At 64.1% G+C, this 14,546-nt stretch carries 13 protein-coding genes; 11 read left to right on the plus strand and 2 right to left on the minus strand.

Annotation, left to right across the window (positions count from 1 at the left end; genetic code table 11):
- Window positions 1-147 precede the first annotated feature (147 nt).
- Window positions 148-3,078: a sensor domain-containing diguanylate cyclase gene (locus AC4FAH_RS00005; RefSeq protein WP_153636575.1), complete on the plus strand. Its 2,931-nt coding sequence runs from the start codon at window positions 148-150 to the stop codon at window positions 3,076-3,078.
- A 107-nt stretch (window positions 3,079-3,185) separates the two neighbouring features.
- On the opposite strand, the gene AC4FAH_RS00010 is transcribed toward AC4FAH_RS00005, so the two are convergent.
- The gene (locus AC4FAH_RS00010) at window positions 3,186-3,467 is read right to left on the minus strand and encodes a hypothetical protein (protein ID WP_234368090.1); all 282 of its coding nucleotides are present in this window, start codon (window positions 3,465-3,467) and stop codon (window positions 3,186-3,188) included.
- A 273-nt stretch (window positions 3,468-3,740) separates the two neighbouring features.
- Between AC4FAH_RS00010 and AC4FAH_RS00015 the strand changes: the two genes are divergently transcribed.
- From AC4FAH_RS00015 to AC4FAH_RS00030, 4 genes are all read left to right on the plus strand, one after another.
- Window positions 3,741-5,075: an MATE family efflux transporter gene (locus tag AC4FAH_RS00015; RefSeq protein WP_153636576.1), complete on the plus strand. Its 1,335-nt coding sequence runs from the start codon at window positions 3,741-3,743 to the stop codon at window positions 5,073-5,075.
- A gap of 168 nt (window positions 5,076-5,243) precedes the next feature.
- Window positions 5,244-6,554, plus strand: coding sequence for a short-chain fatty acid transporter (locus AC4FAH_RS00020; RefSeq protein ID WP_153636577.1), 1,311 nt, complete (start codon window positions 5,244-5,246; stop codon window positions 6,552-6,554).
- A gap of 272 nt (window positions 6,555-6,826) precedes the next feature.
- Window positions 6,827-7,351 (plus strand): acyl-CoA thioesterase, encoded by a 525-nt coding sequence (locus tag AC4FAH_RS00025; protein WP_043332919.1) that lies wholly within the window; start codon window positions 6,827-6,829, stop codon window positions 7,349-7,351.
- Between the two features lie 114 nt (window positions 7,352-7,465).
- A complete protein-coding gene (locus AC4FAH_RS00030; protein ID WP_490245533.1) occupies window positions 7,466-8,797 on the plus strand; it encodes a methylated-DNA--[protein]-cysteine S-methyltransferase in 1,332 nt (443 codons plus the stop codon).
- Window positions 8,798-8,810: 13 nt separating this feature from the next.
- Here AC4FAH_RS00030 and AC4FAH_RS00035 read toward each other — a convergent pair whose 3' ends face one another.
- Window positions 8,811-10,259 carry an aminotransferase-like domain-containing protein gene (locus tag AC4FAH_RS00035; RefSeq protein WP_490245534.1) on the minus strand — a complete coding sequence of 483 codons (1,449 nt, stop codon included), beginning with the start codon at window positions 10,257-10,259 and terminating at the stop codon, window positions 8,811-8,813.
- A 157-nt stretch (window positions 10,260-10,416) separates the two neighbouring features.
- Between AC4FAH_RS00035 and AC4FAH_RS00040 the strand changes: the two genes are divergently transcribed.
- The 6 genes from AC4FAH_RS00040 (at window position 10,417) to AC4FAH_RS00065 (ending at window position 14,467) form a co-directional block, all read left to right on the plus strand.
- Window positions 10,417-11,019 carry a LysE family translocator gene (locus AC4FAH_RS00040; protein WP_043332923.1) on the plus strand — a complete coding sequence of 201 codons (603 nt, stop codon included), beginning with the start codon at window positions 10,417-10,419 and terminating at the stop codon, window positions 11,017-11,019.
- Window positions 11,020-11,152: 133 nt separating this feature from the next.
- On the plus strand, window positions 11,153-11,758 hold the full coding sequence (locus AC4FAH_RS00045; protein WP_288990044.1) for a glutathione S-transferase family protein: 606 nt from the start codon (window positions 11,153-11,155) through the stop codon (window positions 11,756-11,758).
- A 44-nt stretch (window positions 11,759-11,802) separates the two neighbouring features.
- Window positions 11,803-12,246 (plus strand): GNAT family N-acetyltransferase, encoded by a 444-nt coding sequence (locus tag AC4FAH_RS00050; protein WP_107335943.1) that lies wholly within the window; start codon window positions 11,803-11,805, stop codon window positions 12,244-12,246.
- Window positions 12,247-12,312: 66 nt separating this feature from the next.
- Complete coding sequence (locus tag AC4FAH_RS00055; protein WP_043332928.1) at window positions 12,313-12,717, plus strand: DoxX family protein; 405 nt, start codon at window positions 12,313-12,315, stop codon at window positions 12,715-12,717.
- On the plus strand, window positions 12,717-13,301 hold the full coding sequence (locus AC4FAH_RS00060; protein ID WP_153636582.1) for a DNA-3-methyladenine glycosylase I: 585 nt from the start codon (window positions 12,717-12,719) through the stop codon (window positions 13,299-13,301). The genes AC4FAH_RS00055 and AC4FAH_RS00060 overlap by 1 nt, the downstream gene beginning before the upstream one ends.
- Window positions 13,302-13,351: 50 nt before the next feature.
- On the plus strand, window positions 13,352-14,467 hold the full coding sequence (locus AC4FAH_RS00065; protein WP_153636583.1) for a metal-dependent hydrolase: 1,116 nt from the start codon (window positions 13,352-13,354) through the stop codon (window positions 14,465-14,467).
- Window positions 14,468-14,546: the final 79 nt, after the last annotated feature.

The raw sequence follows: 14,546 nt of genomic DNA on the forward strand, positions 1-14,546 counted from the left end.
AACCTGCTCTCGGCCCCTGCCTAAACGGCTACGCAATTAATACCAAACGCTACGCCAGGTTATTTTCTGTTAGGGCAATGTAAACAATCTATTCTATCCTGTAGTGATAAAGTCACTGTCGTACCCTTTCACGCGCACGGATTGCCCATGTCCTCTCGCTCTCTCTCTACCGTTCTCAAGCGCCCCTTCCTGGGGACACGCACACAGCTGCCCAATGCCGGCACGGGGATGCTGCTTGTCATGCTGGCGATCATGGTGGTCTTGATCGTGGTGCCGCGTCCGCAGCTGTTCAGCTCGGTCGGACAGTACCTCGTCCCGCATTCACTGCTGGAAATGGGCGCGATACTGGTCGCTCTGATGTCTGCCGTCTCCATCTTCCAGGGGCACCGTCGGACGCTGCCGACCAGCTTTCTGGTCATGGGGTGCGCCTTCATGCTCTCCGCCTTCTTCGACATGGTGCATATCTTCAGCTATGACGGCATGCCCGACTTCGTCAGCGAAGCCTCCGTCAGCAAGGCCATCCATTTCTGGCTGGCAGGGCGGACCGCCTTCATCATCGCGCTGCTGGCCCCCTGCCTGCTGACGGCCCGCCCCGTACCGCGCCGCTATCTGCCCGTGGCCTTTGGCTTGACGCTCGCCATCGGGCTGGCGGTGAGCTGGATAGGCCTCTTTCATCTCGACTTCCTGCCAGAGACCTTCATCGTCGGCAGCGGTTTGACCGCCTGGAAGATCGGCTACGAGTGGGCCCTGGCGCTGAGCGCTGTGCTGGCCGCGGTACTTCTGCTCGGCGCGCGCCGACTGCCTGAAGGCACCAATGCCGGCTGGCTGGCGGTCGCGGCGCTGGCCACGGGGATTTCCGAGCTGTGCTTCACGCTCTATGCCACTGCCTTCGATGTCTTCAATCTGCTCGGCCATCTGTACAAGGTGGTGGCCTACGCGATGATCTATCACGCCATCTATTCATCGCGCATGGTCTACCCCTATCAGCAGCTGCAGAAGATGAGTGACGCCCTGGGCGAGGCCGAACAACGCTGGCAGTTCGCGCTGGAAGGCTCAGGCGCCGGCGTCTGGGACTGGAAGCAGGATACCGATCACGTCTTCTACTCTCCGCAGTGGAAGGCGACGCTCGGCTTCCAGGAACACGAGATCGGCAGCAGCTTCGATGAATGGAAGTCACGCATCCACCCGGATGACATGCCGCGCACCCTCGACGACCTGAAACAGCACTTTGAAGGCCACAGCGCAGAATATCGCAACGAGCACCGCATGCTGACGCGCAACGGTGAATGGAAGTGGATTCTCGATCAGGGACGCGTGGTGGAACGTGCCGAGGATGGCAGGCCCCTGCGCATGATCGGTACTCACAGCGATATCGACTGGATCAAGGAGCAGCAGCAACGCCTGATCAGCAGCCGTGCCCGCCTGCGCTCCATCTATCACTCCGCCCCGGTGGGCATCATCGTCGCCGACCGGGATGGCACCATCGCGGATGCCAACTCGGCCATGCATGCCCTGCTGGGCAAGAGTGATGCCGAGCTTTTCCAGCAATCGCTGTGGGGGCTGTTCTCACTGGACGAGATCAGTCGCATGAAGCGTGCCTGGGGCCAGCTGCAGCGCGAAGGCGGCAGCTTCCAGGACGAATACCACATGCAGACCGACACGGGGCAGATGTTCTGGGCGGAAGTCACCCTCACACCGCTGGAGGGCGAGGAGCGCACCCTGGTATTGATCAACAATATCGAGGACCGCCGTCGCGCCATCGAGTTGCTCGAGGAGAACGCGACCCTGTATCAGGAAGTCTTCAGCACCGGCAACGCCATCAAGCTGCTGATCGACCCGGAGCTTGCCGAGATCATCGATGCCAACCCGGTCGCCGCCGACTTCTATGGCTACAGCATCGGCGAGATGTGCGGCATGCCACTGGGCCGTATCAACGTGCTGGCCAGCCAGTCGCTCTCCAAGCGCATCCGTGCGGTCGTCAACCGTACCGACAACCACTTCGAGGCCAGCCATCAGCTTGCCAACGGTGAATTGCGTGATGTCGAGATCTTTACCGGCCCGGTGGACCTGAACGGCCGCACCCTGCTGTTCTCCATCGTTCACGACATCACCGATCGCAAGCGTGCCCAGCGCGACCTGCAGGCCGCCAACCTCAAGCTGTCGCGACTCTCCGAGAGCCGCAGCCAGATCCATCACCTCGCGGAATGCCTGCTGACCTGCTCCCAGCTCGATGAGATCATCACCCAGCTCAATGTTCGTCTGCCCAGCCTGTTCGCCGGCTGCGAAGGCAACGTGACCCTGCATGACCCGAATGACATCAATCAGACGATGCATATCAACTGGGGGTCACCGCCCACCGACGCTCGTCACCTCAAGCAGACGCTGACGGTCGGGGATGGCCAGGTGGGGGAATTCGTGCTGCTGATCCCGCCGGAAGAGGACAGCCTGGAGCGCCTGCAGCCCCTGGCGGAAGATGTCAGCCACCTGGTGATGCTGGCACTGGCCGACCTGCAGCTGAAGCGGGGTCTGGCACATGAGGCGCGCAAGGATACGCTGACGCGCCTCTTCAATCGTCGTCACCTCGATGAGGTGCTGCCCCAGAAACTGGCCGAGGCCAGCATCGGCAACCCGCTGTCCCTGGTGGTGCTGGATCTCGACCATTTCAAGCAGGTCAACGACACCTACGGACACGAGATGGGCGATCAGGTCCTCACGCGCCTGGCCAACCTGATACGTGAGTCGCTGCGCAGCTCCGATGAAGCCTGTCGCTACGGTGGCGAAGAGTTCGTGATCCTGATTCCCGGTGCCAGCGCAGCGGTGTCACGCGCACGTGTCGAAGCCATTCTCGAAGCCTTCCACGAAGAAGTCTTCGAGCATGAGACGCTGGGGCCGCTGACCGGCTTGAGCTTCTCCGCCGGGGTCGCCAACGCGCCGCATGACAGCCAGGCCACCGACGCGCTGTTCAACATGGCCGACAATGCGCTCTACCAGGCGAAACGCGCCGGACGCAAACGCGTGCTGTGCTTCAACTCACTGCCGCCTGCAGCCGATAACCACGCCAGGCAAACCGCGCACTAACAGCCGCTTTCACCACCCTTCAGATACGACAACGCCGACCCTCAAGGTCGGCGTTGTCGTGTCCAGCCATGAGCGGCGCGTGCTCACCAGCCGCGATCAGGACATCCTCAATCCCAATCGACACGCGTGGTCTTGCAGCCGAGGCAGCGAGCGAAGGTCGCCTGCGCCGGAGTCGCGACCAGTACGCGCGCCGTCTCATCGATATTCTGCCCCATGGCCGCGAAGGGAGCCGACACGACAAAGATGGCAGCACCGACGACGGTCGTGGCCAGCAACAGTGGACGCCCGATAAGGGCATCGGCCACCATCATGCCTGCGCTGGGTGTGTCGTCACCCTGCTCGCTGGGCAGCTCGATGGCCTGCACCGGCGTCGCCAGCACCAGCGTCATGCCAGCTGCTGCAAGCCCAGTGCGCAATCGCGTGCTTCGCTGAAGAATCGTGCGTTTCATAGTCAGTTCCCTTGCGTCCGGACGCTCCATGCGTCCCTGTTATGGGTCTTCGCGCCAGTGGAGCTCTCTGCTGGCGCATGGCAGGCCTTGCCATCAAGTCACCAGAACTAGATTAGCGCTCCAGCGCCATTACGCCCAGCCCTGCCAGGCCTTATCCTGATCAACGCGACCGCTCCCGGCTGACGTTACCTTCACCCCTCATTCGGACCCAACATGCCCGCACCTTCCCTGAAGACCGCCACACTGCCTTCCGCCGATCGCCATATGTGGCGCCTGGCCTGGCCCATCATCCTTTCCAACATTTCCGTGCCGTTGCTGGGGCTGGTGGATACCGCCGTGGTCGGGCATCTCGAGGATGCGGTGTATCTGGGCGCGGTCACGCTGGGCGCGGTCCTCTTCAGCTTTCTGTACTGGGGCTTCGGGTTCCTGCGCATGGGCACGACAGGCATGACGGCACAGGCCCATGGCCGTGAAGACCACGATGGCCTGCGTACCTTGCTGGGCCAGGGCATCGGGCTGGCACTCGCCATAGGGCTGGTGTTGATCATCGCCGGCTCGCCGCTGATCACCCTGGGACTATCGCTGATGGAGGCCAGCGAGACCACGCGCGCCCTGGCCCATGACTACGCCAGCATCCGGCTGTGGTCGGCGCCGGCGGTGCTGATCAACTACGTGATTCTGGGCTGGTTCCTGGGGCTTGGTAATTCGCGCGTCACGCTCGGCATCCTCGTGCTGACCAATGGCGTCAACATCCTGCTCGACCTGGCCTTCGTGCCCGGGCTGGGCATGACCAGCGATGGCGTGGCGCTGGCCAGCGTGATCGCCGACTACTGTGCGCTGGCCACGGGCCTGTGGCTGGTCGCCCGCCAGCTCAGACGCATGCCGGGGCGCAGTGACCGCGCAGCGCTGCTGTCTCTCCCCGCCTGGGGCGCGCTGATCCGCGTCAATCAGCATCTGTTCGTGCGCACCCTGTGCCTGCTGGGCGCGACGGCCTATTTCACCTCGCAGGGTGCCAGCTTCGGGGATGATGTTCTGGCGGCCAATGCGGTGTTGCTGCAGTTCGTGATGATGACGTCCTATGCACTGGATGGCTTCGCCCAGGCGGCGGAATCAGAGGTCGGGCGAGCCGTCGGCCAGAACGACTGGCAACGCTTCGCGCGCAGCGTGGGCGCGGCAACCCGCTTCTCCTTGATCACCGCGACAGCGGCCAGCGGCCTGCTCTGGCTCTGCGGGCCGGCGTTGATCCACCTGCTGACCGACATTCCCGAAGTCCGCGCCCTGGCCACCGTCTATCTGCCCTGGATGGTCGCCATGCCCCTGGTCGCGGTGTGGAGCTACCTGCTGGACGGCATCTTCATCGGCGCCACGGCGACGCGTGAAATGCGCAATACGCTGGTGGTGTCCCTGCTGGCCTTCATCGGCCTGTGGCCGCTGCTCGAAGGCTTCGGCAATCATGGACTGTGGCTGGCCTTCCTGCTGTTCACCAGCGTGCGCTCTGCCGTGCTCGGCGGCTACTACCTGCATCATCGCCGCCATCATTGGCGCTGATGCCATGCCAGTTGACGCCTCCAGCAGGTTGATGCAGCGCTGAAAGGCTTGCCGCTGGCATTGGCGTGCCACTCGACCATCGCGCGATATTCTCCTGATAGCGAATGGACTAATGTGAGCGTGCCAACCCGTTTCCCATACTGATAAAAAGCCAACAGGGACTCTCACATGCTGCAATCGCTATCACGGCCAGCCGTCAAGCTGGTTGAGCGCTATCTGCCTGACCCCTATATCTTCGTCTTGTTGCTGACCGTCGTTGCAGCGGCAGCCGCCATGCTCATCGAACAGCGCTCCCCCACCGAGGTGATGCGCTATTGGGGCGATGGCTTCTGGAATCTGCTGACCTTCTCGATGCAGATGCTGCTGGTGTTGATCTCAGGCTTCATGCTCGCCAACACCCCGCCGGTGAAGAAAGGCCTGGCCAGCATCGCCTCGCTGGCCAGAACGCCCGGCAGCGCCATCATGCTGGTCACCTTCGTGTCGCTGATCGCCAGCTGGATCAACTGGGGCTTCGGGCTGGTCATCGGGGCACTGTTCGCCAAGCAGCTGGCCAAAATGATCAAGGTCGATTACCGCCTGCTGATCGCCAGTGCCTACTCCGGTTTCGTGATCTGGCATGCGGGCATCTCGGGCTCGATTCCGCTGACCATCGCCACCGCGGGCCACTTCACCGAGGACAGCATCGGCATCGTGCCCACCTCGGACACCATCTTCGCCTTCTTCAATATCGCCATCGTCGCGGCGCTCTTGATCATCATGCCGCTGGTCAATCGCGCCATGATGCCCTTCGAGAAGGAAAGCGTGTACGTGGACCCGGCCCTGCTCGAGGAGAAGCACACCGAGATCAGCGACCAGCCTCGTCCCGCCGAGCGTCTCGAGAACTCGCCGATTCTCGCCTGGGTCGTCGGGCTGTTCGGCCTCGCCTGGCTGGTGGATCACTTCGTGATTCGTGGCGGCGGACTGAACCTGAACGTGATCAACTTCAGCTTCCTGTTCCTGGCCATCGTGCTGCATGGCACGCCGCGCAAGCTGCTGGACAGCCTGAATGAAGCCATCAAGGGTGGCGCAGGCATCGTCATCCAGTTCCCCTTCTACGCCGGCATCATGGCGATCATGGTGCAGTCGGGGCTGGCCGCCACGCTCTCCGAAGGCTTCGTGTCGATTGCCACCGCCGACAGCCTGCCGTTCTGGTCCTTCATCAGTGCCGGTATCGTCAATCTGTTCGTGCCCTCCGGTGGCGGTCAGTGGGCCGTGCAGGCACCGGTCATGATTCCCGCCGCCCAGGCATTGGGTGCCGACCTGTCACGCGTTGCCATGGCCGTCGCCTGGGGCGATGCCTGGACCAACATGCTGCAGCCCTTCTGGGCATTGCCGGTGCTAGCCATCGCCGGCCTCAAGGCCAAGGACATCATGGGCTTCTGTCTGGTGCAGCTGCTGGTGACCGGCATCATCATCTCGCTGGGTCTGACGCTGCTCTGATACCTGCCTGACGGCGGCGTCAGCTAGCCTTTTCAGCCAGCGATTCAGTAGCCTTACCGATAACCCCGCAAGCTTCCTTGCCCCCACAGGTGACTGTGGGGGCAAGGTCGTTTATAGATAGCTGATATGCCGCTCACGGGGTGCCAAGATGTCACGAATCCCGCAGACTAGCCATTATCCCTCTCTGCGCGGCAAGCCAGAGCCATTGCTTCACCTGAGAGCCCCTGACAGCTCCCACTCACCTGACAGGCCCGTGCCTGAAGGACGCCCCAATGAGCGAGAACCAGCCAGAACAGACCGCCCTCAACGAAGCTCTGCCCGGCCAGCATCAGTTGATCATGACCGAGCTGATGACCCCCGACATGGCCAACTTCAGCGGCAAGGTGCACGGTGGCGCCATCCTCAAGAAGCTGGATGAAGTCGCCTACGCCTGTGCCAGTCGCTACAGCGGCAGCTACGTCGTCACTCTCTCGGTCGATCAGGTGCGCTTCAAGCAGCCGATCCACGTCGGCGAGCTGGTGACCTTCCTGGCCTCGGTCAATCACGTCGGCCGCTCCTCGATGGAAATCGGCATCAAGGTGGTCGCCGAATCCATCCAGGGTCGCCTGATTCGCCATACCAACAGCTGCTATCTGACCATGGTCGCGGTCGACTCCAACGGCCAGCCGGTGCCGGTGCCGCCACTCAACCTGGAAACCCAGGAACAGAAGCTGCGCTTCCACAAGGCCGCCATCCGCAAGAAGCTGCGCAAGCAGGCCGAAGAAGAAGAGAAGCGCCAGGAATCCATCGAGTTCTGAGCGACTCCCGGCAAGCGCTGCGAGCGCAATCCTGACAGTCAGCACAAGATACGGAGTGCACCGCCCCGAGCGGATGGCGATACTGATCGTGAACCTTGCACAGCGAGATGAACGATGACATCAGTGTCCGGCGAAAAGACAGCGGCAGGCATGACGGCACCACCTGCCGCTGGCGACGCTCAAGGGTGCGATGAGGCCATCTGGCAGCGCCTGCTGGCGCGCCACCCGATCGCCGGGGAGGCACTGCGCTACGGCGTGATCACCACTGGCATCTTCTGTCGCATCGGCTGCCCATCCCCGGCGCCACGCCGCGACAACCTGCGCCTGTTTGCCGACGCCCACGCGGCGCGAGCCGCAGGCATGCGCGCCTGTCGGCGCTGTCATCCTGAGCAGTCCGAAAAGCCTGATCGCCCTCACGCCGACAAGCAGGCTCGCCATCCCGTCAGGGCCACGCCTGGAGCACCGACGATGCCGGAATCGAACACACCACTTTCACGCGCCTCCACTGCCGCCCGCTCGACATCTGTAGAAGCTGCCCCAGCCCCCGTCTCGCCCTGGCCGCTGGCGGTGTGTCGGCAGCTGGAGCGGGCCGTCGCCGCAGGCGAGCCCACCCCGACACTCGCAAGCCTGGCGGCGGAGCACGGGATAAGTGCCTCGCATCTTCAGCGCCGCTTCACGGCGCTGCTGGGCCTGTCACCTTCCGAGTACTCGGCGGGTCTGCGTCAGATGCAGTTCCATGCGCTGCTGGAGGAAGGCCATGGCGTGACCGAGGCGATCATCGCCGCCGGCTATCGCTCCAGCAGCCGCGCCTATGCGCGCAGGGACGGCATCACGCCCAGTGCCCGCCGCTCCGGCGGCAAGGGAGAAGACCTGCTGGCCCTGCATTGGCCGTGTCGCTTCGGGATACCGGAGCAGTCCTGCTGGCTGAGCGCAGGACTCAGCGCGCGTGGCGTGGTCGTCATTCAGCTCAGCGACAGTCGTGAGGCGGGCCAGCAGGCGCTGGAAGCACGCCTGCCCAAAGCCAATTGGCAGCAGATGGAGACAGAGACAGACGAGCAGGACGGCAACGCTCATGCGGCCAGTCGCCTGCTGCATGCCTCACTGGGGGCACGGTTGCTCGCCCTGTGTGAGCAACCGGAGACCAGTCATGCACTGCTGCTCGAACTGCCGCTGGATGTGCGTGGCACCGCCTTTCAATTGAGCGTCTGGCAGCGGCTCAACGCCACCGTGAGTGGCGATACCCTGACCTACCGCCAGCTGGCCGAGGCGCTCGAGCGACCGACCGCCAGCCGCGCCGTCGCCAATGCCTGTGGCGCCAATCCGCTGGCTCTGCTGACGCCTTGCCATCGTGTGGTACGCGGCGATGGCGGACTCGGCGGCTATCGCTGGGGCGTGCCGCTCAAGCAGGCCCGATTGGCGCAGGAGTCCGGCACCCGCCGGGAGTGAGAGCGGCGATGTGCTAGAGCGTCATGGGGCGCAGCGCAGGCGGCGCCTGCAGCTGCTCGCGCACGATTTCCAGCGCGTGGGTCAGCGCCTCACGGCTCTCGGCAGCGCTCAGGCACAGCCGGATGGCCTGCGGTGGCGGCTCATTGCCGACACAGAAGGGCTCGGCGCTGGTGACGTGCACCCCCCGCTCGGCCAATGACGCGACCATCGCCTGAATGCGCTGCCCTTCGGGCAACTCGAGCCACAGATCGAACGAGGACGGCCGCGCCGCCGGCGACCACTCCGCCAGCAGCGTGCGGGCCAGTCGCTGGCGCGCGCGCATCTCCTCCATCTGCCACTCCACCAGCTGTGTCGCGTTGCCGCTGGTCAGCCAGGCACAGACCGTCTCCATCAACAGCGGCGCCACCATCCAGCTGTGGCTGCGCAGCACTGCGCCGATGCGGGTCAGTACCTCCACCGGCGCCCGCAATACGCCCAGGCGCAGGCCGCCAGCCAGCAACTTGGAGGTGCTGAAGACATACAGGGTGCGCTCCGGCGCCATCTGATAGAGCCGCGTACCGCACTCCTCGTCGGGCAGATATTGCACCCCATCTTCCAGAATCCAGAAGTCATGCTGGCGTGCGAGGGCGACCAGGGCCTCGCGCCGTGCATGAGACAACTGCGCCGCGCCCGGATTGTTCTGCTCGGCCATCACATAGACCATTCTGGGTGCCTGCTGACGACACAGCCGCGCCAGTGCCTCGACATCCATGCCGTCATCATCCAGCGGCACCCGCAACAGCTTGAGGCCACGTTCGGCGCTGGCGACGATCAAGCCGGGATAGGTCAGCGCGCCGGTGACCACGGCATCTCCGGGCGCCAGCAGCGCCGACAGCGCCAGCGTGATGCCATTCTGGCCGCCCTGGGTCAGCATCAGCTCCTCGGGGTCGACCGGCATGCCGAGCTCGCCCATCCAGCTCGCCAGCAACTGCCGGTGGCTGACGTCCCCGAATTCATTCTGATACTCGACACTGCGCAGCAAGGCCTCGGGTGACTGGCTGATCGCGGTCAGCGCCGCCGCCATTCCCTGCTGCCGCGCGGGGTGAGGCGGTGGCAGGCTCATGGTGAGATCGATCACGCCGGATGCCGGCAGCGCGCCCTCCTGTTCTGGCGCCAATCCATAGGCCTTGCTGGCACGCAGGGCATGCCCGAAGCTGCTGAAGGACCCATGCGCGCTTCGGGTGGCGCCGTTGATGTAGGTGCCGCTCCCGACACGCGCCGACACCAGGCCACTCCGCTCGGCCTCGGCGTAGCCTCGCGTCACCGTGCCGATGGTCACGCCCAGCGCATCCGCCAGCCGCCGTTGAGGCGGCAGTCGCTCGCCTTCCTTGAGTTGGCCCGCGGCGATATCGAGGCGGATGGCCTCCGCCAGCGCACGGTAACGCGGCATGGCGGGGTCCAGGGTCGGAATCCACATTGTCATGGTGACAAAAAACCTGTTGACGGTAATTGTCATCAGATTATGCTCAAAACATGCCGCCAACAAGCCACAAAACACAGGAATGTGCCGGCATCCGAAAATTGAATCCATACAATCAGACACGCCACCTCGACAACGCCCACCACGCTGAAGGACACCCATGGAATCCCTCGCCTTTCTGGCCCCCGCCACGCTTTTCATGCTGTCGATGACCCTGACACCCGGCCCCAACAACGTGATGTTGACGGCCTCGGGGGCCAACTATGGTTACTGGCGCACCCTACCGCATATCTTCGGCATCCTGATCGGCTGCCTGGTGCTGTTCATCGCCATCGCGCTGGGGCTGGGGCTGGTCTTCGAGCGTTATCCCATCGTGCAGACGCTGCTGAAGGTGCTGGGCAGTGCCTACCTGCTCTACCTAGCCTGGAAGATCGCCACCGCTCCGCCCCCTGACTTCGCCAGCCAGCAGGATGCGCGTCCGATGACCTTCCTCGCGGCGTGCCTGTTCCAGTTCGCCAATCCCAAGGCCTGGGTGATGGGCATGGCGCTGATGGCAAGCTTTCTGCCCGAGGAAGGCCCGGCACTGCTCAACGCCGTATTGCTGGCAGGCTTCGCGGAACTGGTCGCGCTGCCGTGCATCTCGCTGTGGGCGGGCTTCGGGACCGCCATCGGGCGTCTGCTGAATACCGAGCGCGCCTGGAAGATCTTCAACCGCGTGATGGGCGTGCTGACCGCTTCCTGCGTGGTGATGATCCTCGGCTGATCCACAGCCTGCGCCTGGAGCACGCGAATGACACCGGAGCGTCGAACACTGTTCGAATAATCACTGTTCATGCAGGCGAGGTTGGTTAGACTGTCGAGACGCCAATTCCACGCTCGCACAGGACGCTCCCTGCATGCTGACACTCTACGGTGATCGCCGCTCCGGCAACTGCTACAAGGTCGAGCTGCTGCTGCACCTGCTCGAACGCCATCATCACTACATCGAGGTCGATATTCTGGCCGGCGACACCCGCACGCCGGAATTCCTGACCCGCAACGTCAATGGCAAGATTCCGCTGCTGGAGCTGCATCGCGGCGAGACACTGTCAGAGTCGAATGCCATCCTGAATTACCTCGCCGATGGCAGCGACTACCTGCCGAGCGACCCCTTCCTGCGCGCCAAGGTGCTGCAGTGGCAGTTCTTCGAGCAGTACAGCCATGAGCCGTACATCGCCACCGCCCGCTTCATCAATCGCTACCTTGGCCTCACCGATGAGCGCCGCGCCGAGTACGCCGCCAAGCAGGATGGCGGCAAGCGTGCCCTGCGCGTGATGGAGCACCATCTCGCCGAGCATGACTGGCTGGTCGGGGACCGATTCACGATCGCCGACATTTCCCTTTATGCTTATACGCATGTTGCCGATGAAGGCGGCTTCGCGCTGGATGACTATCCCGCCATTCAGGCGTGGCTGGCAAGTGTCGCGGCGCAGCCGGGGCATTTCGATATCCCGCGGGACTGATAGGATATGGCATCCCCGACGACCGCCGCTTGCCAGGACACACGATGCCAACCTTGACCTATCGCCCGATGACACCGGAAGACCACCCTGCCTTCATCGCCATGATGGAGGCGACTCCGGGCGTGGTCATCCGCGATGCCGACCGCCATGCCCCTGTCGCCCGCTATCTGGCGCGCAATCCCGGCATGAGCCACCTGGCCTTTCTCGATGAGCGCCTGGTCGGCTGCGCCATGGCGGGCCATGACGGCAAGCGCGGCTACCTTCAGCATGTGATGACGGCGCCGGACATGCGTGGCCAGGGCATAGCCAGCACGCTGGTCGACCGCTGTCTGGCAGCCTTGGCCAGCGAAGGCATCGACAAGGTGCATCTGGATACCCTGCACGACAACCATGACGCTCATCGCTTCTGGGAGCGCCTTGGCTGGTCCAACCGCAATGCCGAGATCGTGCGCTTCTCGCGCATTCTGGTGGACAACCCCAACGCCTGAGACAGCCGCCTTCTATCCCGACGACCGCTGAGCAAGCCCGACGACCGCTGAGCAAGGAGCTCTACCGTGCAATTTCTCGAAAATGACGACCTCGGCAAGCTGATACTGCGCCTGATGCTGGGCCTGCTGTTGCTGTTTCATGGCCTCTCGAAATTGCTCGGTGATGGCGGCACGCTGAGCTGGATCGCCGGCGAGCTCGAGAATCTGGGCATCCCGGGCGTGGTGGCCTATGGCGTCTACATTGGCGAGATCATCGCGCCCATCATGCTGGTGCTCGGCGTGCACTCGCGCATCGCCGGTCTGATCGTGGTCGCCAACATGCTGTTCGCCTTTGCCGTGGCGCACATGGGCCAGCTGTTGAGCCTGTCGCCCTCCGGCGGCTGGGCGCTGGAGCTGCAAGGCTTCTTCCTCGCCAGCGCCCTGGCCATCGTCTTTCTCGGCAGCGGCCGCTTCGCGGTACAGGAGGACTGATGGCCGACGTCGTCACCGCCAGCACCTATTGCGAGAATGCTCCCCGGCACCCGATTCATGGCCCATATCATGATCATGAATACGGCTTTCCGGTCAGCGATGACCGGGTGCTGTTCGAACGCTTCGTGCTCGAGATCAATCAGGCCGGCCTCTCCTGGCTGACGGTGCTCAAGAAGCGCGCGGCCTTCCGCGAGGCCTTCGAGGATTACGATATCGCGCGCATCGCCGCCTACGGGGACGAGGACCGCGCGCGCCTGCTCAGCAATGCCGGCATCATTCGCAACCGACTCAAGATCAATGCCGTGATCCACAACGCAGGCGTGGTGATGCAGCTCAAGGACTCCCACGGCAGCTTCAGTGCCTGGCTGGATGCCCACCATCCACAACCGCTGTCAGCCTGGGTCAAGCTGTTCAAGAAGACCTTCCGCTTCACCGGCCCCGAGATCGTCAACGAGCTGCTGATGAGCTGCGGCTATCTGCCCGGCTGTCATCGTGATGACTGTCCGGTGCAGGCACGCGTGCTGGATGCCGGCCCGCGCTGGGCCGAGCCGGGCGCCCTGGCGGCGATCCGCGCAGATGACTGACGCCTGCTCCCACGCCTCCCGCTCTCTTCTTCCTCACAGGTAGCCCACGCATGGACTCCCTCACCCAGATCTGTCTCGGGGCCGTCGTTGGCGGCGCCGTCATGACGCCGGCCATTCGCCGCCTGCCCGGCCCGAAACGCGGCGCGGCCATCCGCTATGCGCTGCTCGGCGGTGCGGCACTCGGCACCCTGCCCGACCTCGACGTGATGATCGACTACGGCGACGCGGTCGCCAATTACACCCATCACCGTGGCTTCAGCCATTCCCTGCCGGTGCTGGCGCTTTTGGGCATCGTGCTCGGCTGGCTGCTGGCGCGCCTGCCACGTCTGGCGAGCCTCGGCCGTGGGCGGCTGATCGCCTACTGCGTGCTGTGCCTGGTCACCCACCCGCTGCTGGACAGCTTCACCACCTACGGCACCCAGCTGCTGTGGCCGTGGCCCAGCCGTCCCATCAGTCTGGCCAGCATCTTCATCATCGACCCGCTCTACACCCTGCCGCTGCTGATCACCGGCCTGTGGGTGGCGATTCGTGGTCGCACCGGGCATCTGTTGAGCGCGGGCCTCATGCTCTCGAGCCTCTATCTGGGCTGGGGACTGGCCGCCAAGAGCTGGGTCGAACATCGCGTGGCGCCGCTGCTGGCCAGCCAGGGCTTCGCCGACGCTCCGCGCATGGTGCAGCCGACTCCCTTCAACAGCCTGCTGTGGCGTGTCAGCGCAACCACGCCGCAGGCGGATCACGAATGGATGGTCAGCGTGTTCGACTCCGACGCGCAGCTGGCGTCTCTCGCACGCCGTGATTATCCGCGCCATCCGACGCTGGATGCCGAGGTCGCGAAGCTGGAGGACGGCCAGCGTCTGCGCTGGTTCGCGGCGCCCTATCTGCGTGCGAGCCGCGAGCGGACCCCAGAGGGCGAGACGCTGCTGGCAGTGACCGATACACGCCTGGGCTCACCCGGCTATCACCCCTTCCGCTTTGCCCTCGCACGCCAGAGCGCCCAAGGGGAATGGCAAGGGCTCGAGGACAGCCAGCGGCTGCCCAGCCGGCCTGTCGATCGCGCCGCCCTGCTAAGCCTCTGGCAGGCCGTCCACGACCCGCAGACGCGCATGCAGCCGAATCAGCGCACCGTCTCTGCCACGCCCTCAAATCCCTCGGCCGAGACAAGATAAAGCGCCGCTGATGAAGGCCCGAGATACGACAACGCCCGCCATGGTAGCCATGGCGGGCGTTGTCGTATCAGTGCTGCAA

This window comes from Cobetia sp. (genome assembly GCF_983723665.1).